This is a genomic window from Aurantimonas sp. A2-1-M11 (genome assembly GCF_036549475.1).
Lineage (GTDB): Bacteria > Pseudomonadota > Alphaproteobacteria > Rhizobiales > Rhizobiaceae > Aurantimonas.
This window is the reverse complement of sequence record NZ_JAZHLI010000017.1, coordinates 21951-44770: the sequence shown is the minus strand read 5'-3', so window position 1 is coordinate 44770 and position 22820 is coordinate 21951. Positions and strand designations below refer to the sequence as shown.

The 22820-nt window shown below is 66.1% G+C and carries 18 protein-coding genes and 1 pseudogene; 11 read left to right on the top strand and 8 right to left on the bottom strand.

Going from position 1 to position 22820, the window contains the following annotated elements; all coding sequences use genetic code 11:
* Positions 1-137 precede the first annotated feature (137 nt).
* From VQ042_RS10005 to VQ042_RS09995, 3 genes are read right to left on the bottom strand one after another with little or no spacing between them, the layout of a single operon-like run.
* On the bottom strand, positions 138-1418 hold the full coding sequence (locus VQ042_RS10005) for a TRAP transporter large permease (RefSeq protein WP_331818722.1): 1281 nt from the start codon (positions 1416-1418) through the stop codon (positions 138-140).
* A 28-nt stretch (positions 1419-1446) separates the two neighbouring features.
* Positions 1447-2028: a TRAP transporter small permease gene (locus VQ042_RS10000; protein WP_331818720.1), complete on the bottom strand. Its 582-nt coding sequence runs from the start codon at positions 2026-2028 to the stop codon at positions 1447-1449.
* Between the two features lie 60 nt (positions 2029-2088).
* Positions 2089-3087: a TRAP transporter substrate-binding protein gene (locus VQ042_RS09995; RefSeq protein ID WP_331818717.1), complete on the bottom strand. Its 999-nt coding sequence runs from the start codon at positions 3085-3087 to the stop codon at positions 2089-2091.
* Between the two features lie 175 nt (positions 3088-3262).
* On the opposite strand from VQ042_RS09995, the gene VQ042_RS09990 reads away from it, so the two are divergent.
* Both VQ042_RS09990 and VQ042_RS09985 read left to right on the top strand, forming a co-directional pair.
* Complete coding sequence (locus VQ042_RS09990) at positions 3263-4141, top strand: NAD(P)-dependent oxidoreductase (protein ID WP_331818715.1); 879 nt, start codon at positions 3263-3265, stop codon at positions 4139-4141.
* Positions 4142-4218: 77 nt separating this feature from the next.
* A complete protein-coding gene (locus tag VQ042_RS09985; RefSeq protein WP_331818713.1) occupies positions 4219-5136 on the top strand; it encodes an amidohydrolase family protein in 918 nt (305 codons plus the stop codon).
* Positions 5137-5210: 74 nt separating this feature from the next.
* On the opposite strand, the gene VQ042_RS09980 is transcribed toward VQ042_RS09985, so the two are convergent.
* Entirely contained in the window at positions 5211-5921 is a 711-nt protein-coding gene (locus VQ042_RS09980; RefSeq protein WP_331818711.1) for a GntR family transcriptional regulator, read from the bottom strand.
* A gap of 370 nt (positions 5922-6291) precedes the next feature.
* Between VQ042_RS09980 and VQ042_RS09975 the strand changes: the two genes are divergently transcribed.
* Positions 6292-7530, top strand: a complete 1239-nt coding sequence (locus VQ042_RS09975; RefSeq protein WP_331818709.1) for a CaiB/BaiF CoA transferase family protein — start codon at positions 6292-6294, stop codon at positions 7528-7530.
* A 227-nt stretch (positions 7531-7757) separates the two neighbouring features.
* Here VQ042_RS09975 and VQ042_RS09970 read toward each other — a convergent pair whose 3' ends face one another.
* Entirely contained in the window at positions 7758-8726 is a 969-nt protein-coding gene (locus VQ042_RS09970) for a Bug family tripartite tricarboxylate transporter substrate binding protein (protein WP_331818707.1), read from the bottom strand.
* 834 nt (positions 8727-9560) lie between these two features.
* Here VQ042_RS09970 and VQ042_RS09965 point away from each other — a divergent pair.
* The 7 genes from VQ042_RS09965 (at position 9561) to VQ042_RS09935 (ending at position 16705) form a co-directional block, all read left to right on the top strand.
* The gene (locus VQ042_RS09965; RefSeq protein ID WP_331818705.1) at positions 9561-10325 is read left to right on the top strand and encodes a FadR/GntR family transcriptional regulator; all 765 of its coding nucleotides are present in this window, start codon (positions 9561-9563) and stop codon (positions 10323-10325) included.
* 50 nt (positions 10326-10375) lie between these two features.
* On the top strand, positions 10376-11689 hold the full coding sequence (locus tag VQ042_RS09960) for an ABC transporter substrate-binding protein (RefSeq protein ID WP_331818703.1): 1314 nt from the start codon (positions 10376-10378) through the stop codon (positions 11687-11689).
* Positions 11690-11770: 81 nt separating this feature from the next.
* Positions 11771-12667 carry a branched-chain amino acid ABC transporter permease gene (locus VQ042_RS09955; RefSeq protein WP_331818701.1) on the top strand — a complete coding sequence of 299 codons (897 nt, stop codon included), beginning with the start codon at positions 11771-11773 and terminating at the stop codon, positions 12665-12667.
* Positions 12664-13665: a branched-chain amino acid ABC transporter permease gene (locus tag VQ042_RS09950; RefSeq protein ID WP_331818699.1), complete on the top strand. Its 1002-nt coding sequence runs from the start codon at positions 12664-12666 to the stop codon at positions 13663-13665. The genes VQ042_RS09955 and VQ042_RS09950 overlap by 4 nt, the downstream gene beginning before the upstream one ends.
* Entirely contained in the window at positions 13662-14417 is a 756-nt protein-coding gene (locus tag VQ042_RS09945; RefSeq protein WP_331818697.1) for an ABC transporter ATP-binding protein, read from the top strand. Before VQ042_RS09950 ends, VQ042_RS09945 begins: the two co-directional genes overlap by 4 nt.
* Before the next feature lie 3 nt (positions 14418-14420).
* A complete protein-coding gene (locus VQ042_RS09940; RefSeq protein ID WP_331818695.1) occupies positions 14421-15074 on the top strand; it encodes an ABC transporter ATP-binding protein in 654 nt (217 codons plus the stop codon).
* Positions 15071-16705: a class I adenylate-forming enzyme family protein gene (locus tag VQ042_RS09935; protein ID WP_331818694.1), complete on the top strand. Its 1635-nt coding sequence runs from the start codon at positions 15071-15073 to the stop codon at positions 16703-16705. The genes VQ042_RS09940 and VQ042_RS09935 overlap by 4 nt, the downstream gene beginning before the upstream one ends.
* A gap of 277 nt (positions 16706-16982) precedes the next feature.
* Here the strand turns inward: VQ042_RS09935 and VQ042_RS09930 are convergent.
* A pseudogene (locus VQ042_RS09930) lies at positions 16983-19014 on the bottom strand (ATP-binding protein).
* 1 nt (position 19015) lies between these two features.
* Positions 19016-20527, bottom strand: coding sequence for an ATPase domain-containing protein (locus tag VQ042_RS09925; RefSeq protein WP_331818692.1), 1512 nt, complete (start codon positions 20525-20527; stop codon positions 19016-19018).
* 743 nt (positions 20528-21270) lie between these two features.
* Here VQ042_RS09925 and VQ042_RS09920 point away from each other — a divergent pair.
* Positions 21271-21588 (top strand): hypothetical protein, encoded by a 318-nt coding sequence (locus VQ042_RS09920; RefSeq protein WP_331818690.1) that lies wholly within the window; start codon positions 21271-21273, stop codon positions 21586-21588.
* Positions 21589-21878: 290 nt separating this feature from the next.
* Here the strand turns inward: VQ042_RS09920 and VQ042_RS09915 are convergent, their stop codons facing one another.
* Complete coding sequence (locus tag VQ042_RS09915) at positions 21879-22805, bottom strand: isoaspartyl peptidase/L-asparaginase family protein (RefSeq protein ID WP_331818688.1); 927 nt, start codon at positions 22803-22805, stop codon at positions 21879-21881.
* Between the last annotated feature and the right edge of the window lie 15 nt (positions 22806-22820).

Below are 22820 nucleotides of genomic sequence, written 5' to 3'. Positions count from 1 at the left end.
AACCTGCATCCTGCCGCAATGTGTGGATGGGTGCAGACGCTCGTCGGCGATGAATCCATTGTGGGACCCACGCGTCCGGCGGCCGCACGCTCTGGGACCGCACGGCAGTGCTGGTCCGGCAGGTTCAGGGCGATAGTCTAGTTGCGGATCATCTTCGGCAGCCAGAGCGAGATCTCCGGAAACACCGTCAGGATCACCAGGGTCAGGACCAGCGGCACGTAGAACGGCATCATCTTGATCAGGATCTGGCGCATCGATACCCGCGTGATGTCGCTGAGCAGGAACAGCGCCAGCCCCATGGGTGGGGTCAGGAGCCCCAGCATCAGGTTGAAGATGGTGACGATGCCCAGATGAACCGGATCGACCCCGGCCATGTGCAGCGGCTGGGCGATAATCGGCACGACCAGCAGCGTGGCCGTGGTCGAATCCAGGAACATGCCGACGATCAGAAGCAGGATGTTAACCACCAGGAGCAGCATCAGCGGATCGGTGCTGATCGTCAGCAGCCAGCGGGCGGCCATCTGCGGGATCTGCTCGATGGCCAGGATCCACCCGAAGATCGACGCGGCCGCCACGATGATGAGAATCGCCGAACTGCTCTTCACCGTCTCGTAGGCGGCGCTCAGCAGATGCTCGACGGTCAGGGTGCGATAGACGAGCCCGCTGATCAGAAGCACGTAGGCGACCGTGACCGCGGCCGCTTCCGTGGGCGTGAAATAGCCCAGCAGCATGCCGGCGACGAGCAGTACCGGCGTCAGCAGCGCCGGCAGGGCCGGGACGAAATCGGCGCCGAGCTCGCGCAGCGTCGGCCAGCGGTCCGAGCGCGGGAGATCGTGGCGATAGGCCAGGATCGCCACGGTGATCATCAGGAAGATGACGCACATGATCGCCGGTACGATGCCCGCCAGCAGCAGCTGCACGATCGAGACGCTGGTGACCGAGCCATATATGATCAGCGGGATCGACGGTGGGAAGATCGGGCCGACCACCGCCGAGGCGCCGGTCAGCGCACCGGCAAAGCCGCGGTCGAAGCCGCGCTCGGCCATCGCCTTGACCTCGATCTTGCCGAGACCGCCGACATCGGCGAGTGCCGCGCCGCTCATGCCGGAAAAGATCAGGCTCGAGACGACATTGACCTGTGCCAGCCCCCCCGGCACCCGGCCGACCAGCGTGTCGGCAAACTTGAAGATCCGCTCGGTGATGCCGGCCTGGTTCATGAGGTTGCCGACGAAGATGAAGATCGGCACGGCGACCAGCGGGAAGGAATCGAGCGCGTAGCTCATCCGCTGCCCGATCAGCTCGATCGGGATGTTGCCGAGCAGGACGTAGAGGATCGACGGGATCAGGATGGCCAGCACCACCGGCCAGCCGAGAAGAAAGGACAGCGCAAAGCCGCCCAGGATCGCGAAACTGCTCATCGAAATGGCCTCGTGCGGGCGCGCGGCCCTAGATGTGCACCACGTCTTCGCTCGGCTGTTCCTGCGCGAAGGTCACGTAGAGAGGGTCGTGGCGCCACGCCTTCAGCGTCTGCAGCGCGCATTCGACCGCGGCGAGCGTCAGGCCGAGAAAGCCGGACGCGAAGAAGATCCAGTAGGGGATGTTCAGCACCGGCGTGGCGTTGTCGAGATTGCGCATCGTGGCGATCGCGACGGAGGTCGCGGCGACGGCAAAGGCGATGCCACCTGTGGCCGGGATCGCGATCCGCAGCACCCTGCGGAGCCGTTCCGGCAGCGCCGCCAGCACCTCCTCCATCCGGATCGAAGCGCCGGACGAGACGACATAGGGCAGCGTGACGAAGACCACGCAGATCAGCATGAACCGCGCCAGCTCCTCCGCACCCATGAAGGGCCGGGAGAAGAACTGCCGCAGCACGACCTGCAGGACCGGCAGCGTGATCATCACCGCGAGCAGCACCACCGATGTCCACCGGAACACCCGCCGGATCGGCTCCAGAACGCGGTCGGCAACCCCGACCCGGGCATCGGGATGGGTGACGTCGAGATAGTCGTCGAACATGTGATCGCTCATGGCAGGATCCACGGCAGGAAACCCCCGCCGGCGAGCGGCAGGGGTTCGCAGATTGTTGGCCTACTGGATCGCGCGGATGCGCTCCATGTACGGACCCCAGCTCGGGAAGTCCTTGGCCACCTGCGCGTCGACGCCGGCGCGGAAGGCTTCGATGTCGAGACCGTCGGCTTCGGTGATGAAGGTCATGCCCTTGTCGGTGAGTTCGCCGACAAGCTCCTTCTCGGCCGTCATCGCCTGGTCGAGGGTTTCATCGGCCAGCGTGTCCAGCGTCTCCAGGATCGCCGTCTGATCCTTGGCGTCGATCGACTGCCAGACATCCTCGTTGATGAAGACCGGCAGCACGTTCTGCATGTGGCCGGTCAGCATGACGTGGGTCTGCACCTCGTAGAGGCCGTTGGCGTTGATCATGGTGAGCGGGTTTTCCTGGCCGACGACCATGCCGGTCATCAGCGCGGTCGGCAGCTCGCTCACTTCCACCGGGGTCGGGATCGCGCCGAAGCCGGTCACCATCGTCGTCCACAGCTGCAGCGGCACGCCGCGGAACGGCTTGCCCTCCAGATCGGCGGGCGTGCGCACCGCCTGGTTAGCCGTCATCTGCCGAGCGCCGCGGAACAGCCGGCCGATGATGCGCATGCCGCCCTGCTCGACCAGTTGCTCGTTGAACTCCTTCATCACGTCGGAGGTCTGCGGGTCGGTGGCCGCAAGTGCGTGCGCGCCATCGCGGTAGACGAAGGGGGCCGAGAACACGGCGATGTCGTCCACCAGCTGCGCCAGCGAGGCGAATTCATGATGCCCCATGGAGATCGAGCCGCTGCGCACGCCGTCGATCAGTTCCTGCACGCCGCCCAGCTGCGAATTCGGGAAGACGGTGACCGTCACGCGGTCCTCCGTGGCTTCCGGAATCCGCTCCTTTGCGCGTTCCGCATACCAATGCTGGATGTCGCCTTCCGAGCCGACATGGGCATAGCGCAGGTCAACGGCCTGCGCGCCGGCGACCGTGCCAGCCAGCGAGAACCCGCAAGCGGCAAGCCCCAGAGTGAGTTTCCTGATCAGTGACACGTGAATTCCTCCCAGATTTCGCTGATGTCGTCATCCGTTTGCCAAAGGCACCTCCAACGGATTTAATGATGCTGGCATACCAAATGCAGTTTGCCTAGTCCGCGGCGGGGGCTGATACGGCGGGGAGCGCTGGCGCCCGGCTGCGGACGGGTACGGATCAGGGGGAGGACCGGACATGACGACGATCGGATTCATCGGGCTGGGACTGATGGGGAGCGGCTTCACCAAGCGGCTGCGCGCGCTGGAAAATCGGGTGATCGGTCACGATCTCGACGGGGCACGGGTCACGGCTGCGGCCGCATGGGGCGTCGAGCCCGCCGGCTCGCTTGCCAATCTCTGCAGCGAGGCGGACATCGTCGCGCTCTGCCTGACCACCAGCGATGCAGTCTCGGACGTGGTTACCGGCGCGCACGGGCTGGTCGCCTCCGGCAAGCTGGCCGGCAAGATCGTGGTGGATTTCTCGACCACCGAGATGGCGGTGACGCAGCGTGTCGCCGCGGCGATCGAGGCGGCCGGCGGCCAGTTCATCGACGCGCCGGTCTCGGGCGGGCCAGGCGCGGCGGAGACCGGCACTTTGGCGATCATGCTCGGCGGCGCCGATCAGGCGGTGGCCGCCGTCATGCCGATGCTGGAGCAGCTCGGCCGCGCGACCCATATGGGCGCGATCGGCACCGGCCAGGCGACCAAGCTGGTCAACCAGGTCCTGTGCCTGACCAATTACTGCGTGGCGGCAGAGGCGCTGCGGCTGGCGGAGGCCTACGGCGTCGATGCCGCCAAGATTCCGCACGCGCTCGAACCGGGCCTGGCCAATTCCGCCGTGCTGCAGGTGATCTATCCGCGCATGGTGGAAAAGGACTTCGCGCCCCGCGGCTATGCCAGGCAGATCCTGAAGGATTTCGAGATGCTGCATTCGGCCACCAAGGCGCAGCATCTCGCCTTGCCGATGAGCGCGCAGGCCATGACGCTGTTTCGCATGCTGGTCGCCCAGGGCGACGGCGAGCTCGATGGTGCCGCCGTCGTGAAGCTGCTTCCTGAGGTCCGTGGCAAGGCCTGACCCCTGCGCAACCGGCGGTCCCTGCCCGACGGGCGGCCCGCCGGCCCGAACAGATCACCCGCCTGACGGAGACCTCCTTGGACGCCCACACCCTCGACGACGTCGCGATCGTCGACGCCCATCATCATCTGTGGAAGATCAGCGAGAACTACCTGCCCTGGCTGTGCGACCCGACGCCGATCCCGTTCCGCTACGGCGATTACGCGGCGATCCGGCGCGACTACATGCCCGAGGATTACCGCCGCGACACCGCGGGCCTGCCCCTCGCCGGCAGCGTCTATGTCGAGACCGAATGGGACCCCACCGACCCCGTGGGGGAGACTTCATGGATCCACGGGATTGCCGAGGCGAACGGCTTTCCCGACGCGGTGGTCTGCCAGGCCTGGCTCGATGCCGACGATGCCGGCGACGTTTTGGCCCGCCAGAGCGCCTTTCCCCGCACGCGGGGCGTGCGCCACAAGCCGAAGGCCGCCGATCGCCCCGACGCGGTCAGTCCCGGCGCGCCCGGATCGATGGGCGATCCACGCTGGCGGCAGGGCTTTGCAAAACTCGAGCCGAATGGCCTCTCTTTCGACCTGCAGACGCCATGGTGGCATCTCGCCGAGGCGGCGGATCTGGCGGATGCCTTTCCGGGCACGCAGATCATCCTCAACCACACCGGCCTGCCGTCCGACCGCAGCCGCGAGGGCATCGCGGCATGGGCGGCGGCCATGGCGCATGTCGCAAGGGCCCCGAACGTGGCCGTCAAGATTTCCGGCCTCGGCGTGCCTGGGAGCCCATGGACCGCAGAGACCAACCGCGAGATCGTGCTGCGGACCATCGAGACCTTCGGTGTCGAACGCTGCCTGTTCGCCAGCAACTTCCCGGTCGACAGCCTCGTCGCCTCCTACCGCACGATCTACGAGGGTTTCTCGCAGATCACCGCGAATTTTTCCCGGGAAGACCGGACCAGGCTCTTCGCCGACAACGCCCGACGGCTCTACCGCTTCGGCTGAGAGCCTGCCCCATTCCGCAAAGGCTTTCGCCGACGCAATCGTGGCATGCGTCTGGCATGCAAAGGCTGCCCGCCCTATTTCGTCTTGGCAAGATCCCCGGTAGCCTGCATCAGGTCGAACGCCTTGAGAACGTGGGTTTCCAGGAGCTTCTCGATCGCGGCCTCGTCGCGCGCTTCCAGCGCGTCGAGGATCGCCTCGTGCTCCTTGATCGCCGCCTCCCAGCGGTTGGTCTTCAGATTGCACTCATAGCGGATGCGATAGAGCTGGGCGTTCACCACCCTGTGGTGCTCGGCCAGGACCGGGTTCATGGCACAGCGGACCAGCGCCTGATGGATCTGCTGGTTGCGGTCGAAATAGCCGATGCGATCGCCGCGCAGATAGGATGCCTGCATCTCGTGATGCAGCGCCCGCAATTCCCGCAACTCTTCGGGCGTGGCATTCCGGCATGCCAGCTTGCCGGCAAAGGCTTCGAGCCCGCCGAGAAACTCCAGAAGATGGCGCACGTCGCTGGCGCCAAGCACGGCCACGGTGGCCCCACGGCGCGGATGCAGCTTGACCAACCCTTCTGAGGCCAGGATCTTCAACGCTTCGCGCAGCGGCGTCCGCGACACCTGCAGGATTTCCGACAAGGCCCTCTCGCGCACCGGCTCACCCGGCAGAAGCTGGCTTTCCAGGATCATCTCGCGGATGCGATTGGCGACCAAAGCGGGCTTCAGGTCCTGCGACGGGGTCGCATCGACCCGGCGGGGAAACGCGGTCACCACCGCGGATTGCATCTTGGTCATCGTCGCTCTGCTGCCGTCCGTCCGGCCGGTTCCTCGTCCTCGAGGCTCGGACCACTTTCGAAATGAACATCTGCGGGAGGCAAAGCTCGCGCGGTGCCACCCAACATAGCATGGATCGCGAAGGCCACGTCGACGCAGGGCGGCGACCCTGAAGCCGGGATAGAAATGCCCATGCGCGGGTCCTGCTCCGGGCCGGCCGGTCGCGGCTCCGCGCTCATTGTATGCCGAAGGTCGCGCGATTTCAGGATCGACAGCAAGAGAAACTCCGCAAGCATCGCGGTTGACCGCGCTCGGTGCATTATTGCATACCAAATGACGCAAGGTGTAGAGACAGATCCGGCGGCGCGCCGGCCGAGCAACAGGGGATGGCATGGACGATCCGGTTCTGGAGCGCACCGCGACGGGCGAAGAGCGCCCACCTCTCCCACTGGCCGGTCTTCGGGTGCTCGACCTCAGCCAGGTGATGGCCGGACCGTTCGGCTGCATGCTGCTCGGCGACATGGGCGCGGACGTCATCAAGGTCGAGCCACCGGCGGGCGGCGACCAGACCCGTCGTTCGATGGGCTTCCGGATGAAGGGCGAAGACAGCCCGGGCTTCCTGGCGCTGAACCGCAACAAGCGCAGCGTTACCATCAACCTAAAGACCGAAGCCGGGCGCGAACTCTTCTACGCGCTGGTCGAGACCGCCGACATCGTGGTCGAAAACAGCCGTCCCGGCGTAGCCAAGCGACTGGGCATCGACTACGAGACCCTGTCGAAGCGCAATCCGCGCCTCGTCTATGCCAGCATCTCCGGCTTCGGACAGACTGGGCCGTGGTCGCAGCGGCCGGGCTTCGACCTGATTGCCCAGGCCATGTCCGGCGTCATCAGCGCCATGGGCATTCCCGGCGCCGAACCGGTGAAGTCCGGCGTGCCGATCGCGGATCTGGGCGCAGGGCTCCTTGCCGTCTACGGCATTCTCAGCGCGATCATCGGCCGCCAGGCCACGGGCCGCGGCCAGTATGTCGATGCCTCGCTCTTCGAGGCGGCGCTGGGCCTGTCGGTCTGGGAGAGCACCGAATTGTGGGCGACCGGCCGTTCGCCGCAGCCGCTGGGCACGGCCAACCGCATGAGCGCGCCCTACCAGGCCTTTGCCGCCGCCGACGGTCAATTCGTCGTCGGCGCTGCTAACCAGAAGATCTGGCTCACCTTCTGCGAGGTCATCGATCGGATGGACCTGGCCGAGGACAGCCGCTTTCGCGACAATCGCGACCGCCTGCAGAACCTGCCCGCGCTCGTCTGCGAACTCAATGCCGTCTTCAGGGCCCAGAGCGTCGACCACTGGGTGGCTGCCTTCATCAAGGCGGGCGTTCCAGCCGGGCCGATCAACGACTATGCCCAGGTGATGGCCAGCGACCATGTTGCGGCGCGAAACATGGTCATGAAGATCGACCATCCGGTCGAGGGCGAGATCAATGCGCTCGGCTTCCCGGTCAAGCTGTCGGGCACTCCGCAGGAAGTGCGCTACCCGCCCCCGCTACTCGGCCAGCACACGCGCGACCTTGTGGAAGAACTCGGCCTGTCGGCGCGTTACGACGCCCTGTCGGACGGCGGCGCCTTCTCGCAATGACCAGACGTGCCCTGTGAGGCTCGCCGGAAGGCGGTCCTCTCATGTGCGGCCGCGAGTCGGAGACGGCTCACGCCAAGGTGCGTTCGGGCGACGGAGTTTCGGCCACGAGGCGCGCGCTCGCTTCCGCCTCGTCGCAGAAGGCCGCGAGGATCGGCGAGCGGAGGAACGCGGCGGGCGCCAGGAGCCCGACAGCCGGTGGCGCCGGGCTCCTGGTCGGTCCTGCCGGTTCAGTTCCTGGCCAGGCCGAGGTCCTTCAGGACGGCTTCGGCCTGTTCGGCGAACTGCGTCGCAAAGGCGTCGAATTCGCCGGGTTCGTCCCATACGGGCGTGATGCCGCGCTCCTTCAAGGCCGCCTGCACCTCGGGCCGGGCATTCGCCCGCGCGGCAGCATCGTAGAGGGTCGTCCGCGCGTCCGGATCGATGCCCTTGGGCGCGACCAGCGCGAACCAGTTGGCGTAGGTCCAGTCTTTTCCGATGGCCTCCTTCACCGTCGGAACGTCGGGAAAGGTCTCCGACCGCTCGTCCAGCATGACGGCGAGCGCACGCACGCGGTCCGCCTCCAGCAGGCTCAGCGCCTCGACCGGCGAGCCCGTGAACATCGTGATTCCGCCGGACATGACTTCCATCAGGGCCGGCGCGCCACCCTGGCTCGGGACCCATTTGACCTTCGTCGGATCGATCCCGGCAGCGCTCAGCAGTCCACCGACGGCCACGTGCCAGGATCCGCCCATTCCCGTGCCCGACGACGAGTATGTGCCGGCCGGTTCCGCCTCCACGGCTTCCAGAAGTTCCTCGAGCGTCTCGAACGGCGAATTCTCGGCTACCGTGACGCCCGCCGGGATGATCGCCAGACGCGAGAACAGGTCGAGGTCCGCGAGCGAGATATCGGCGGTCCCCAACGTCTCATACAGTGCGATCTCAGGACTGGCCGCGCCGAGCGTGTAGCCGTCTGGCTCCGCATTGACGATGGCCGAATGTCCCGTCACGCCGTTGCCACCGGGCCGATTGATGACGTTCACCGCCACGCCGAGTTCCTCCTGGAATCCCGCGGCAAAGGTGCGGACGACGGAGTCGGTCCCGCCGCCGGCTGCCCAGGGCACGATGATCGAGACCGGCCTGTCGGGAAAGGCCTGGGCCGCGCCTGTGGCCAAGAGGCCGGCAAGAAGACCGACCACGGCTGGTGCGTAACGCTTCATGTTTTCCTCCCTGTGTTTCACCAGCTTTCTCTGCGCTGGCCGATCGACTGCGACGTTCCCCAGCGCCGCCGGACGAAGAAGCGGGCAGCGGTCATGGTGCCGGCTCTACCAGCGCGCACTACTCGACTGCTTCGCATACCAGCGTCGAAGGTTTTCCTGTGACGCGACACAGGCATGGCGAAGGGGGCACGCCCGGATTCTGAAGCTATCGCGGAAAAATATCGCGTGAAAAGGACATTCAAGGCGTTGGCCGAGCCGCCACACCTGGTTTCCTCCCAAGCCGACAGACACCTCCTCCGCTCTGCCAGGGCCTCCCCTCAACGGCTCTGATGATGCTGGCATACCAGCCGACATTTGCCTAGCCGCTTCCAGTCGGCGACAGATCGCGTGCGGAACGCTTCAGGCATGCGGGCCGACATAGCGGAGACGGTCGCCCGGATGGCCAGGCTCCGGGGCATTCCCAGCATCCTCTATCCCGCGCTATCGCGCCGGCGGTCGGCGACGATCCACTGCTGGCACCAGGCGCGACCCTGACCTGCCTTTCTCTTCGAACGGTTTACTCGTCGGCGCCCCGCTGCATCGCGAGAAATTTGGGCCAGAGGCGTCCCACTTTGCTTCGGGAGCAAATATTGCAATGCAACAGGTGCAGTGCAAAACCGAATTTGTTCGGCCGTTACTTGACCAGGGCCTGCCAAAGACGGATTGTCCGACAAACAAGGCGGATGAGGAAGCCGCCGCCGGGCAGGATAGCCCGCAGGGAGGAAGACTGGATTGACGACGCCCGCGTCGCATCGAGCCGTCGCATCCGGGACGTCCGGCCTGGGGGAGCGGGACGTGTCGCAGCAAACGGATACCCGGTTCTCGGCCGTCGAGAGCACGCCGACCTATCGGCTGGTTTTCGAAAGCATTGAGCGCGCGATCCTGGAGGGGCGCCTGCGCCTGGGGGACCGGCTGCCGACGGAAAGCGAATTGTCGGCGCAGTTCGGCGTGCATCGCTCGACCACCCGCGAGGGCCTGCGGCTGCTGGAGCAGAGCGGCCTGGCCGAACGGGGGGACGGACGACGGCTCTTCGCCGCGGCGCCCCGGGCCAACGATCTGACCACGCGGGCAAGCCGCGCACTGCTTCTCCAGCGCGTCACCTTCGACGAATTGTGGGCGTTGCTGCATGCCATCGAACCGGCCGCCGCCGGCGAAGCCGCGCGTTCCATCGGCCCGGCCCATATCGCGGCGCTAGAGGCCAATCTGCAGGCGACGCGCGACGCGGTCGAGGCCGGTGAGATCCTGACCGCCTGGGACATCGAGTTCCACGCCCTGGTCGCCGAGGCGACCGGCAACATCGCCTGGCAACTCGCCCGTGAACCGGCTGCCATGCTTTTGCTGCCGGCAAACGAGCGGATGCTGCCCAAGCTGCCGGAGGCCGGTCAACGGCTGGTGACCGCCCATGCCGCCATTCTCGACGCGCTGAAAGCTGGCAACGTCGCCGATGCCGTCCTGTGGATGCGCCGGCATATCGAAGATTTTCGTCGCGGATGGCTGGTGGCCGGGCTCGATCCCGCCGCGCCGGTCAAGGAGGAGACCGCGGCGGAACGAGAACGATAGGGCAGACCATACCGGCTCGGCCCGCACAGCAGAAAAGGGAGGAAACATTCATGTCGAATACCATGAGACTCAGAACGTCAGGACTACTCGCCGGCGCCATGTCGGCCGCCATCGTCGCCGGTTGGGCGGCACCCGCCGCCGCCCAGGAGGAGACGTTCAAGATCGGCGTCGTGACGTTCCTCTCCGGCCAGGCGGCCCAGAGCTTCGGCGTCCCCGCCTGGAACGGCGGCCAGGTGCTGATCGAGAAGCTGAATGCCGGTGAGGCGCCCGCGCCCTACGACACCAAGGGCTTCGGCGGCATGACGGTCGAGGCCGTCGTCCTCGACGAGGCCGGCGGCGCCACCGTCCAAGTCCAGGAATACCGCAATCTCGTCCAGCGCGAGCAGGTCGATGCCGTGGTCGGCTATGTCGGCTCGGGCGACTGCCTGGCCGTCGCGCCGGTCGCCGAAGAGCTCAAGCAGTTCACCATCCTCTACGATTGCGGCACGCCGCGCATCTTCGAGGAGAACGACTACGACTACGTCTTCCGCACCGCCGCCAACGCGACGATGGATAATGTCGGGCTTGCCCTCTACCTCAAGGAAATCGGCCAGGAAGTCTCGACCTATTCCGGCATCAACCAGGACTATGCCTTCGGGCAGGACAGCTGGGCCGACTTCAAGGCAGCCATGGGCCAGGTGTATCCGGATGCGACCGTGACGGCCGAGCTCTTCCCGGCCTTCGGCGCCGGCCAGTATGGCACCGAGATCTCCGCCCTCATGCAGAAGGGCGCCGACGTGGTGCACTCCTCGCTCTGGGGTGGTGATCTCCAGGCGCTGATCCTGCAGGCGCTGCCCCGCGGCCTCTTCCAGCGCAGCCAGGCGGTTCTATCGGCAGCCGACCACGTGCTGCCGCCGCTCGGCAACACCATGCCCGAGGGTGTCATCATCGGCGCGCGCGGCGCCTATGGATACATGGCGCCCGAGAGCGAGCTCGATAGCTGGTGGAAGGAGATCTACGAGGCCAAATACGACGTCTTTCCGGTACAGGCGCCCTACCGCATGGCGCAGGCCGTCCTCGGCCTGAAGACCGCGGTGGAGAAGGCAATGGCCGAGAACGGCGGCAAGAAGCCGAACAGCGACGAGCTGGCCGCCGCCATGAAGGGCCTGAGCTGGGAGACCCCCGGCGGCCTGATCGAGATGGCCAACGGCAACGGCCACCAGGCGATCCAGCAGATCGGCTTCGGCCGCACGGTCAAGAACGACGAGGGCGACATCATCCTCGGCGACGTGATCCGCTTTCCCGCCCGCTGCGTGAATGCGCCGGAGGGCGTCAAGGGTCTGGACTGGATCAATGGCGGCTTCGAAGGAGCCCAGTGCGACTAGCCATCGCGCGCCACGCCGCAGGACCGGGGCCACGCGCCCCGGTCCGCATCGCACCGTCGTAAAAGCAGCGGATACATCCGGATGGACATCGTCCTCACCATCATTCTCGACGGCCTGATCTACGCCTCGTGGCTGTTCATCGTGGCGCTGGGCCTGACCCTGGTCTTCGGCGTCCTGCGCATCCTGAACTTCGCCCATGGGGGGCTTTATGCGCTCGGTGCCTACAGCGCTGCCGTCGCGGTGCCGTTCTTCGCCAGCTGGGGCCTGCCCCCGGGGTTCAGCCTGATCGCCATGTTCATCGCCGCACTGGCGGTTGCCATCGTCGTGGCACCGCTCATCGAGCGTGGCCTGCTGCGGCTGTTCTACGGCCGGGACGAAGTGCTGATCCTGCTGGTCACCTACGCCGTCTTCCTCATCCTCGAGGACCTCACCAAGATGGTCTTCGGCGTCGATCCCTACTACGTCTTCGAGCCGCGCAACCTGCTCGGCAATGTCGAGATCGGCAGTCTCTTCTATGTCGGCTACGACCTCGCCCTGATCGGCCTCGCCATCCTCTGCGGCCTGGGCGTCTGGCTCGGCCTGCACCGCACCCGCATCGGCAAGGTCACCGTCGCGGTGATCAACGAGCCCGAGGTCAGCGCCGCCATGGGCGTCAACATCGCCCGCATCTACCTCCTGGCGTTTGGTCTGGGCGTGTTCCTGGCCGCCCTCGGCGGCGCCTTCACGAGCCCGCTAATCTCGGTCCAGCCGGGAATGAGCGTCAGCGTCATCGTCGTCAGCTTCGCCGTCGTCATCATCGGCGGCCTCGGCTCCATTCCCGGCGCGGCCATCGGCGCACTGATCGTCGGCCTCGCCCGATCCTTCGCGGTCTACGAGGCGCCGGAAGCGGAGATCTTCATCATCTACCTGGTGATGGTCATCGTCCTGATCTTCCGGCCCGAGGGGCTCTTCACTCCGGTTCAGGCGCGCAAGATATGACCACCCCGACCCGAATTCTCGCCGCGGCCCTTGTCTCGGCGATCGTCCTGATCGCCATCGGTGCCATACTGCCGCTCTGGCTGCTCTTCACCCTCACCAAGGCCATCGCCTTCGGCCTGGTGGCGCTGGGGATCGTCGCCCTGATGCGCGGCGGCCTCGTCTCCTTCGGCCAGGGCATGTTCTACTGCGTGGGCGCCTATGTCTCCGGCCTCGTTGCTGTGCATCTGGGGATCGAGGACGTCTTCGTGCTCCTGGTCGTCGGCGGCCTATCCGGCGGGCTCGTCGCCGCGATCATCTCGCCGCTGGTCGCGCGCTATCGCGGCATCTTCTTCGCCATGCTGACCATGGCGCTCTCGATGGTGCTGTACGGCGTGCTGGCCAAGTCCACCGCCATCGGCGGCTCGGACGGCTTCAACCTGCCAGAGCCGAGTTTCCTCGGGTTACATCCGGCGCAGGCGGCCTCCGACTTCGCGCTCTACGGCGTCGCGGTCGCCCTGGCCGCGCTCGCCGCCGCCCTCTGCCGGCTGTATTTCAACAGCGGGCCGGGCCTTGTCGCGCTGGCCGCCCGCGAAAACGAATTGCGGGTGGAATATCTCGGCGCCTCGGTGTTTTCGGTGACCCAGCGCAACTTCGTCATCGCCGGCGTCCTGGCCGGCCTCGGCGGTACGCTGAACGGCCTGGCGCTCGGCCATATCGACCCGTTCTTCAGCTACTGGACCACCTCCGGCGAGGTCGTCTTCATCGCCATTCTCGGCGGCTACATGAGCGTCGTCGCGGTGTTCGGGGCCGCCCTCGTCACCGAACTCGTGCGCTCCTTCGCCAACCAGTACTTCCCCGACAGCTGGCAGATGGCCCTCGGCATCTTCCTCCTCCTGGTGATCCTGTTCCTGCCGAAGGGCTTCGGCTCGCTCTGGGCCCGCCCGGTCAGGCGTTCGCACACGCGCCGTGACGCCAAGGCCCGGCCGGTCTCCACCCTCGAAGGCGAGGCGGCACGATGAGCAACGAGTTCGTCCTCCACGCCAGGGGGCTGAAGAAGTCCTTCGGCGCCGTCATCGCCGCCGACGACCTCGACGTGAAGGTCACTGCCGCCGCACGCCTGTCGCTGATCGGCTCCAACGGCGCCGGCAAGACCACCTTCGTCAACATGGTCACCGGCTACATGAAGCCCGATTCCGGCGAGGTCCTGCTCTATGGCCGCAACGTCGTCGGGCTCTCACCGCGAAAGATCAGCCGGCTGGGGGTCTGCCGCTCCTTCCAGATCCCGCAATTGTGCGAGACCATGACGCCGATCGACAATCTGATTGTCGCCGGCACCATCGCGTCGAGCGAGAAGATCTCCTTCTTCCGCCCGGTCCATGACCGCCGCAATGTCGACCACGCGCTGGAGATCCTCGCCCGCTTCGACCTGACCGACTATGCCGACCAGCCGGTCGAGCAGCTGCCGGGCGGCGTGCGCAAGCTGATCGACATCGCCATGGCCCTGGTCAGCCGGCCGCGTGTCCTGCTTCTCGACGAGCCGACATCCGGGGTCTCGTCCGAGGAGAAGTTCCCGCTGATGGACCGGGTGATGACCGCCCTGGCCGGCGAGAAGGCGGCGGTGATCTTCGTCGAGCACGACATGGACGTGGTCACGCGCTACGCCGACCGGGTGATCGCCTTCTATTCGGGCGGCATCATCGCCGACGATACCCCCGAACGCGTCCTGGCCGACCCCAAGGTCCAGGAATTCGTCACCGGAACGGCGAGGTAGGCCATGCTGAGCATCGAGAACGTCCATGTGAAGATCGGCCCGGTCGAAGCCGTCCGCGGATTTTCGATGGCCGTCGAACCCGGCGCCATGATCGGTCTTGCCGGTCGCAACGGGGCCGGCAAGACCACCATCATGCGTGCCGTCATGGGCATCGCCGCGGTCTCCAGGGGCCGCATCCGCTTCGACGGCCAGGACATGGCGAAGCTGCCGATCCACGCCCGCGCGGCACTGGGCATCGGCTACATGCCGGAGACCCGCGGCCTGATCCCCGAACTGACGGTCGAGGAGAACATCCTGCTGCCGAGCTGGGTGATCTCCGGTCTCGACGGCAAGGCCCGGCTCGACCTGGTCTACGACGTCATGCCGGAACTGCGGGAGATGGCCCGGCGCAAGGCCCTGCAGCTTTCGGGCGGCCAGCAGAAGATGGTGGCCCTTGGCCGGGCGCTGACTGCAGGGCACCGGCTGCTGCTGCTCGACGAACCCTTCGAGGGCGTTGCGCCGGCCCTGGCCCAGCGGCTGTCCGACGTGATCTCGGCGCTGAAGAGCGAACAGTTGTCCATCGTCATGAGCATGTCCGAGATGACCCACTCGCACACGGTCCTCGACCATGTCTTCGGCATCGAACGCGGGGCCAATGCCATGGAAGCGGCTGCGTGAGCGCAGCCGACGGCTTCTGGCCGGATATGCCGGCGTTGCATTGGCAGCCGCATTTCGGCGGACGCACCATCCGCGTTTTTGCCGACCGTCCGGCCCATCTCGACGCCATGCTGGCGGCGGCCGCCGCCGCCCATCCCCAGGGCGATGCCGTGGTCTGCGGAGACGTCCGCCTGTCCCATGCCGAACTGCGGGGCATGGCCGCCCGGGTCGCAGCCCTCTATACCGATTGCAGGCTGGCACCGGGCGACCGCGTCGGGCTCCTGGTCGGCAATCGCTGGGAATTTGTCGCCGCGCTCGTCGGCGCGGTGCATGCCGGCATCGTCATCGTGCCCCTGAGCACGCGGGCGAGTGCCCCGGAGATCGCCTATATCCTGGACGATTGCGGCGCCGCCCTCACCGTCTGCGAGGCGGCCCTGGCCGAACGCCTGCCGCAGGGGGCGCGGCGGCTCGTCGTCGGGTCCGCGCCGGGTGCCACCGGCGCGGACGAGGACCGCTTCGCGCAGATCCTTGCGGCCGTCCCGGACGCGGAACTTCCGCGCGCGCCGGCGGTCCGCCTCCAGGAAGAGGATCTGGCGGTCATCCTCTACACCTCCGGCACGACCGGGACCCCGAAGGGGGCGATGCTCACCCATCTCAACATCGTCCATTCCTGCCTCGTCTACCGCCACTGCCTTCGCCTGACCGAGGCGGACCGGACCGTCGTCGCGGTGCCGGCCAGCCACGTCACCGGCCTCATCGCCAATCTCTTCGCCATCATCAGCGTCGGCGGAGCGGTCGTCATGATGGCGCGCTTTGACGCCGACGCCTTTCTGGCGCTGGCGAGCGCCGAGCGCATGAGCTTCACCATCATGGTGCCGGCCATGTACAATCTCTGCCTGCTGCGCGCCGATCTTGCCCGCCACGATCTTCGCCACTGGCGGATCGGCGCCTTCGGCGGCGCACCGATGCCGGTCGCCACCATCGAGCGGGTGGCACGGCTCCTTCCCGATCTCGACCTCGTCCAGGCCTATGGTGCCACCGAGACCACCTCCCCTGCGACGATCATGCCCGCCGGCGGCCAGATCGCCCGTCCGGCCAGCGTCGGCGCCCCGGCACCGGGGGCCGAAATCCGCATCATGGACGCCGAGGGCCGCGAGGTGGCGCGCGGCCAGTCCGGCGAGGTCTGGATCGGCGGGCCCATGGTGGTGCCCGGCTACTGGAACCTGGCTCACAAGACCGCCGAGGCGTTCGTCGACGGTGCCTGGCGCTCGGGCGATGTCGGCCGGTTCGACGAGGACGGCTACCTCTTCATCCACGACCGCCTGAAGGACATGATCAACCGTGGCGGTTACAAGGTGTTCAGCGCCGAGGTGGAGAACGTCCTCGCCTTCCACCCCGCCGTCACCGAAGTCGCCGTCGTGCCCTATCCCGACCCCGTCCTGGGCGAGAAGGTCCTGGCTTTCGTCCATTGCCGCGATGCGGATGCGGATGCCGCCACCCTCGCCGCCTTCTGCCGCGATCGGCTGGCGGACTACAAGATCCCCGACCGCTTTGTCTTCACCGAGGATCCGCTGCCCCGCAACGCCAACGGCAAGCTGATGAAGGCCACGCTCCGCGAACAGGCGAAAGCTGGCGGCGCAGGAGGCGACTGAGGGATCGATACCCGAGATCGACACGACCGAGACGGCGTATGGAGAATATCGCCGTCGCCACAACTTCGTTTCCATGAGCGGATCATCGCGGCCTGGCAGCGCCTGCGAGGACGTCAGCACCGCGTTGGCGAGCCGCGCAGGCGGCAACCGCACGGCGGAATCCGAGTCATCGGGTCACGATCTGCGTAATGTGTTCCGTCGTTTGCGGACATGCCCCCGGATTGATCCGGCGGAGGGGCGTGTCCATGACACCTCGAATGCAGCCGCGGAACTGCTGTCACCCGGCCAGCAGCTTCCGGATCTCGGCTGCCAACTGGTCCTGGTTGTAGGGCTTGCCGAGCCGCGGCAACCCCAGCCGCTCCCCTGTCGGAAGCTCCGCATAGCCGGTCGCCAGCAGGATCGGGAGATCGGGCCTCACGGCACGTGCTGCCACGGCAAGTTCCGCCCCATTCATGCGCGGCATCGAAAAATCGGTGATCATCAGGTCGAAGGACTGGCCGTTCCCCAGCAGCTCCAGGGCTTGCGCCCCCGAATTTGCCTCGACGACTTCGTGGCCGAGGTCTTCCAGCATGTCGACCGTGCTCATCGCGATCAGCGCATCGTCGTCCACAGCCAGGATCCGCGCGCGGATCGGGTCTGCAGAAGCCGCCTCGACGATGGCGGGAGCATACTCCAGTTTCGGGGCCATGGTCTGGGTTGCCGCCGGCAGCCAGAGCTCCGCCTGCGTGCCCTTGCCGACGCTGCTCGTCAGGCGCAGGTCGCCGTTGAGCTGGACGGCGAGGCCATGGATCATCGACAGGCCGAGCCCCGTTCCCTTGCCCACGCCCTTGGTCGAGAAGAACGGTTCGGTCGCCTTCTTCAAGGTCTCCGCGCTCATGCCCTGCCCCGTGTCGAAAACGGTCAGCCGCACGTAATCGCGCGGCGCGAGATCGCCATTGCCTTGGGCATGGTCGATGCGGACCAGCAATTCGCCGCCATTCGGCATCGCATCGCGCGCATTGACGACCAGGTTCAGGATGGCGAGCTCCAGCTGATTGGCGTCGACCATCGCGACCGACGGTTCACTGGCCAGTTCGAGGCGCAACTCGATGCTGTCCCCAAGGGAACGCTCGAGCAGGTCGGTCATCCCCGTCACGAGTTCCGCCAGGTTCCTCGGCTCGACGACAAGCTCCTGACGACGCGCGAAGGCCAGCAGGCGCTGGGTCAGAGCGGCTCCGCGCTCCGCCCCCTTCAGGGCCCCATCGATAAGGCGAACCGCACGGGGGTTCTCGGGCACGTGTTTGCGCAGGAGGCCGAGGTTGCCGATGACCGCCATCAGCAGATTGTTGAAGTCGTGCGCGATGCCGCCCGTCAGCTGCCCGATCGCCTCCATCTTCTGGGATTGTCGAAGAAGCGTCTCGGTCCGCTCGCGCTGTTCGACCTCTGCGACGACGGTCCGGTGTGCCGCCTCGAGCTCGGCCGTGCGATCGGCGACCCGTGCCTCGAGCGTCTCGTTGAGGCGTTGCAGATGTTCCTCGGCCGCCTTGCGGTCGGTGATGTCGGCGGACACCCCGACAAGCTTGACCGTGCGACCGTCGCGATCGCGAACGATCCGGCCGTTGATCGCCACCCAGTGTGCCGAGCCATCGCGCCAGAGTGTGCGGTACTCGATGGTGGAGTCCGCGCCCGACGCGATGCTCTCTTCCACCGCAGACTGCATGCGCGCTCGATCGTCGGGATGGATCCGTCCCAGGAGGTCGTCATAGCCGAAATGCTCGTCCGGACCGTAGCCGAAGACGGCCTTGCACGTGTCCGTGACGTCGAGGCGCAAGGTCGACAGGTCGAGTTCCCACGATCCCAGCCTGCCGGCCAGAAGTGCCGTGCGCAGGCGCTGCTCGCCTTCGTGAAGCTCCTCGATGCGCGCACGGATCTCGAACTGACGCTTGCGCGCGCGCGGCGGTGATCGCCAGGCTGACGAAGGTGGTCGGATGAAACGGCCGTTCCAGGAACGAGACGTTTCGCAGCACCTGCGAGAGCCGGGCCGCGGCGGGGTTGCGCTCCGGCCCGCTCGCGTGTTGCGTCAGAACGATGAACTGGAAGTCCGACCAGGCCGGCTGCGCGTCGAGGCGGGCCGACAGATCGCGAAGGTCGGCCGCACGCAGGGCCTCCTCCGTCACGATCGCGAAGCTGGCGGCATCGCCAATCCGATCGGCAAGGGCAGGAAGATCGCAGCAGATCAGGGACTCCAGTCCGCACTCGCGCAACAAGGCTGCGGCGAGCTGTGCATCGCGTCCCCGGGGCGCGAGGATCAGAACCAACGGGTCGCTCAAGTCAGGTGCCTGCTTCTGATGCCGATCGAACCGGTACGGGGCGCAGATCTTCGACGAAGACCGGAACACCGCGCAGGACACCCTGGAAGTTCTTGATCGGCTCGCCGAGGTTCAGGCCACCCTTGCCGATATGGTATTCCCGGATGGTGTCCTCATGCCGCCCGGAGCGCTTCTTGATCACCGATACCGCGCGACGGACGGTACCCAGCGCTTCGAAGTAGCGCAGCAGGATCACGGTGTCGGCGATGTAGGTGACATCGACGGGGGATTTCATGTCCCCGACGAGACCGTGCTGGGCCAGGGTCAGGAATGTCGTCGCGCCCTGTCGGTTCAGATATTGCAACAGCTCATGCACGTGCAGGACAAGGGCCTTCTCGTCCGGCATCGAGGCCTGATAGCCGGTCAGGCTGTCAATGACCACGGTCTTGGCCTGGGCCTGATCGACACGCGTGCGAACGCGGTGGGCGAACTCGCCAGGCGACAGCTCGGCCGCGTCGACCTGTTCGATGTGAAGCAGACCGGCATTCCGCATGTGTTCGAAATCGAAGCCCAGACCCTTGGTGCGTTCGAAGAGCAGCCCGAGTTCCTCGTCGAACACGAAGATGGACGCCCGCTCGCCCCGTGCCACGGCGGCGGCAACAAACTGGAAGGCGAAGGTGCTCTTGCCCGTCCCCGCCGGCCCGAGGATCAGCGCGCTCGACCCCTGCTCGATACCGCCGCCAAGCAACGCATCGAGCTCGGTGATGTCGCTGGTCGTCCGCGTGCGGGCAAAACCCGTCTTGTGCTCGGCCGCCACGAGACGCGGATAGACTTCCACGCCGCGTCCGCCGCGGATGGTGAAGTCGTGATAGCCACCGCGAAAGCCCTGGCCGCGATACTTCATGACGCGCAGACGCCGTCGCTCCGCCCCGTAGTCCGGGGCAAGTTCCTCGAGCTTGATGACGCCGTGAGCGACGCTGTGAACGGTCCGGTCCATCGCCTCGGAGGTCAGGTCGTCCAAGAGGAGGACCGTCGCGCCATGGCGGGCGAAATAGTGCTTCATGGCGAGAATCTGGCGACGATAGCGCAGCGAGCTCTGGGCGAGGAGGCGAATCTCGGACAGGCTGTCGAGCACCACGCGGGCGGGCTTGACGCGCTCGAAAGCCTCGAAGATCGACTTGGTCGCTTCCCCCAGCTCCAGGTCGGAGGAGTAGAGCAGGCTCTGCTCGCGGTCGGCGTCGAGGAGAGCCTCCGGCGGCACGAGTTCGAAGACGTCGATGTTCTCGCCGATCGTCCACCCGTGCGATCTCGCACCCTCCCGCAGCTCCCTGTCTGTCTCCGACAGGGTAATGTACAGCCCCTTCTCCCCCTCTTCAGCCCCGGTCAGCAGGAAGCGGAGCGCAACCGTCGTCTTGCCCGTGCCGGGGTTTCCCTCCAGCAGGAAGACGTGACCAGTCGACAGGCCGCCCGAGAGAATGTCGTCGAGACCCGGAACACCGGTCCGGGCCATGGTCCGCACGCCATCACTGTTCATACGTTCCTCCAACCACCGACGCCCTGTTCCCCGCAAGTCGATGATTTCGGTATCCGTGCAAGCATGTTCATGTCCTTCAGCCGCACCACAAACTCCCAACGCCCCTCGAACGTTCCCACTGCGCAGTGTCGTTTGATCAAACCGGTATAATCACTGCGCTCTGGTGAGTAATTCGTCGCGTCATGGTTGCCAGACACAGAACCTCCGGATTGGAAAGGGGCGACTGTAAAGACACCACAGGTCGTGTGGCGAACCACGTCATCGATCATCTAGACGACGACCGGCAATCTGCGTGATGGGCAGATGCTGCGGGAGCATGCCAAGATGGAGAGCACGGTTCGTTCTCTCGGTGCAGACTTTGACGATGCATTGACGCTTGCAGACAGCACAGATCTGCACGGTTTGGCTACCGGCTCCCTTGTCGTATCAACGGTCGCTTCGGAGCTGTTGTAGCGACTGTTCTGAAAGCTGGCCGGTATGGGAAGCGGTCGGTCTGACTCCAGCGCGTTCGCGACCGTGCTGCAAGGGCGCAAGCTCATTGTGGGAGTCGTGAAGCCGTGCGTTGATCACTCCCGCTGAGGCGGCAAAAGCAGCGTCGACAGATCACTCAAGTAGCCGGCGTTCCATACCGTCAGAGCGCCGAGACTTGACCGACCGCGTGATGTCGGCCCATCAGTCGCGCCGAATGCAGATAGCGGTTCGGCCCAATGCCGCACCGAGTTCTGCGCGACAGGAGCTGCCAGATGGCGCGAAAAATTCGGGATACGAGTTGGCTCGAAAAGGAGGCGACCGATGCCGCGCCTGCGGAGCCATGCTGGCTGTGTGGCCGTTTGCTGGGCGAGACCGTGGACCGCTTCCACCCGATCCCCAAGAGCCGGGGCGGTCGTGACACCGTTCCCGTCCATCCCATCTGCCGCGAGACGATCGACGCCAACTTCACGGCGAGCGAACTGGTCCGCCACGCCGAAAGCGGCACGCCCCTGACGGACAACGAGGCGGTCGCACGCTTCGTGAAATGGGTCGCCAAGAAGCCTGCGGACTATCATTCCGCAACCAAGTAGGGAAGCTAGCGGGGACCGGCTGCTTTCGGGGGCAACCGCCGGCCAAACGTCACCATTCAGGCCATAGCCGCAGCGGAAAAGACGTCCGCATCGCGTGAATGAAGGTCCGTCTCTTCAGCGCTGCCTTTAGTCTGGGTTACCCGGCGCAGCACGGATGTGCAGTTCACCATTTCCGCGGGGCAATTCCAATGAGGGCCTAGCCCAACCCTGGTGGCCGGCGAGCCAAGGCCGGGCTATCGTAATCCGCCGAGTTGATTGCCTCTTCGATCAGATCGTCAGGTGAGTCGCGCTCAGTAGACGCCGGTGCCTCGGGAGCCGTTCTCGATGCTCCAGCCGCGATACATGCCATCGGAATTGAACGGCAGGGAAACGTCACCCGTCCGGCTCACCGCAATAAGCCCGCCGGAGCCACCGAGGGCTGCCAGATCCGACAGCACGACACGCTTTGCCGCCGTATCGAGCGCTTCACCGCACAATCGCAGCCGGGCATCGATCTCGTGGGCGACGGAAAGGCGCAGGAAGATTTCGCCATCCCCGGTGGCAGAGACCGCACAGCTCTCATTGCTGGCGAATGTTCCGGCACCGATGATGGGGCTGTCCCCGACCCGGCCCTTGCGCTTGCCGGTCATCCCGCCGGTCGATGTCGCAGCCGCCAGATTTCCGTTTCGATCAAGCGCCACTGCCCCCACGGTTCCGTGGCGCCGGGACTGGTCCTCGTCGCGAACCCCCGATGTCCGGAGGCGGAGCGTTTCCTGCAGCGCATCCCATCGTTCCTGCGTGAAGAAATAGTCGGACTCTTCGAAAACGATGCCGGTGTCTCGACCCAGCGCATGCGCGCCATCGCCGATCATCAGCACACAGTCGGTATGCTCCATCACGCTCCGTGCGAGACGCACAGGGTTGCGCGGCCCGCAGATGCCGGCGACGGCGCCGGCCCTGCAGCCGCGACCATCCATGATCGCCGCATCCATTTCATGGGTACCGGCAACCGTGAAGACAGCGCCTCGACCAGCATTGAACAGCGGTTCGTCCTCGAGCGCGCAGACCGCCTCCGTCACGGCGTCGAGCGCGGCGCCGCCGCCGCGCAGAATCGCTTCGGCCATCGCCAGGACGCGTTCGAGCGCGCGATTGCACTCGCCCTCGCGGTCGGCAGTCATCTGCGCATGTGGAGGAACGCCGGCGCCGCCATGGATCGCCAGCGAAAAACAGTTTGTCATGGAGATCCCGTCAAA

What these genes read in the sequence shown, in the direction of transcription:
- VQ042_RS09920 (WP_331818690.1), top strand. Translation starts at nt 21,271, where the DNA reads ATGGCGCGAAAAATTCGGGATACGAGTTGGCTCGAAAAGGAGGCGACC.
- VQ042_RS09960 (WP_331818703.1), top strand. Translation starts at nt 10,376, where the DNA reads ATGTCGAATACCATGAGACTCAGAACGTCAGGACTACTCGCCGGCGCC.
- VQ042_RS10005 (WP_331818722.1), bottom strand. Translation starts at nt 1,418, where the DNA reads ATGAGCAGTTTCGCGATCCTGGGCGGCTTTGCGCTGTCCTTTCTTCTC.
- VQ042_RS09955 (WP_331818701.1), top strand. Translation starts at nt 11,771, where the DNA reads ATGGACATCGTCCTCACCATCATTCTCGACGGCCTGATCTACGCCTCG.
- VQ042_RS09940 (WP_331818695.1), top strand. Translation starts at nt 14,421, where the DNA reads ATGCTGAGCATCGAGAACGTCCATGTGAAGATCGGCCCGGTCGAAGCC.
- VQ042_RS09945 (WP_331818697.1), top strand. Translation starts at nt 13,662, where the DNA reads ATGAGCAACGAGTTCGTCCTCCACGCCAGGGGGCTGAAGAAGTCCTTC.
- VQ042_RS09970 (WP_331818707.1), bottom strand. Translation starts at nt 8,726, where the DNA reads ATGAAGCGTTACGCACCAGCCGTGGTCGGTCTTCTTGCCGGCCTCTTG.
- VQ042_RS09975 (WP_331818709.1), top strand. Translation starts at nt 6,292, where the DNA reads ATGGACGATCCGGTTCTGGAGCGCACCGCGACGGGCGAAGAGCGCCCA.
- VQ042_RS09915 (WP_331818688.1), bottom strand. Translation starts at nt 22,805, where the DNA reads ATGACAAACTGTTTTTCGCTGGCGATCCATGGCGGCGCCGGCGTTCCT.
- VQ042_RS09950 (WP_331818699.1), top strand. Translation starts at nt 12,664, where the DNA reads ATGACCACCCCGACCCGAATTCTCGCCGCGGCCCTTGTCTCGGCGATC.
- VQ042_RS09925 (WP_331818692.1), bottom strand. Translation starts at nt 20,527, where the DNA reads ATGAACAGTGATGGCGTGCGGACCATGGCCCGGACCGGTGTTCCGGGT.
- VQ042_RS10000 (WP_331818720.1), bottom strand. Translation starts at nt 2,028, where the DNA reads ATGAGCGATCACATGTTCGACGACTATCTCGACGTCACCCATCCCGAT.
- VQ042_RS09980 (WP_331818711.1), bottom strand. Translation starts at nt 5,921, where the DNA reads ATGACCAAGATGCAATCCGCGGTGGTGACCGCGTTTCCCCGCCGGGTC.
- VQ042_RS09990 (WP_331818715.1), top strand. Translation starts at nt 3,263, where the DNA reads ATGACGACGATCGGATTCATCGGGCTGGGACTGATGGGGAGCGGCTTC.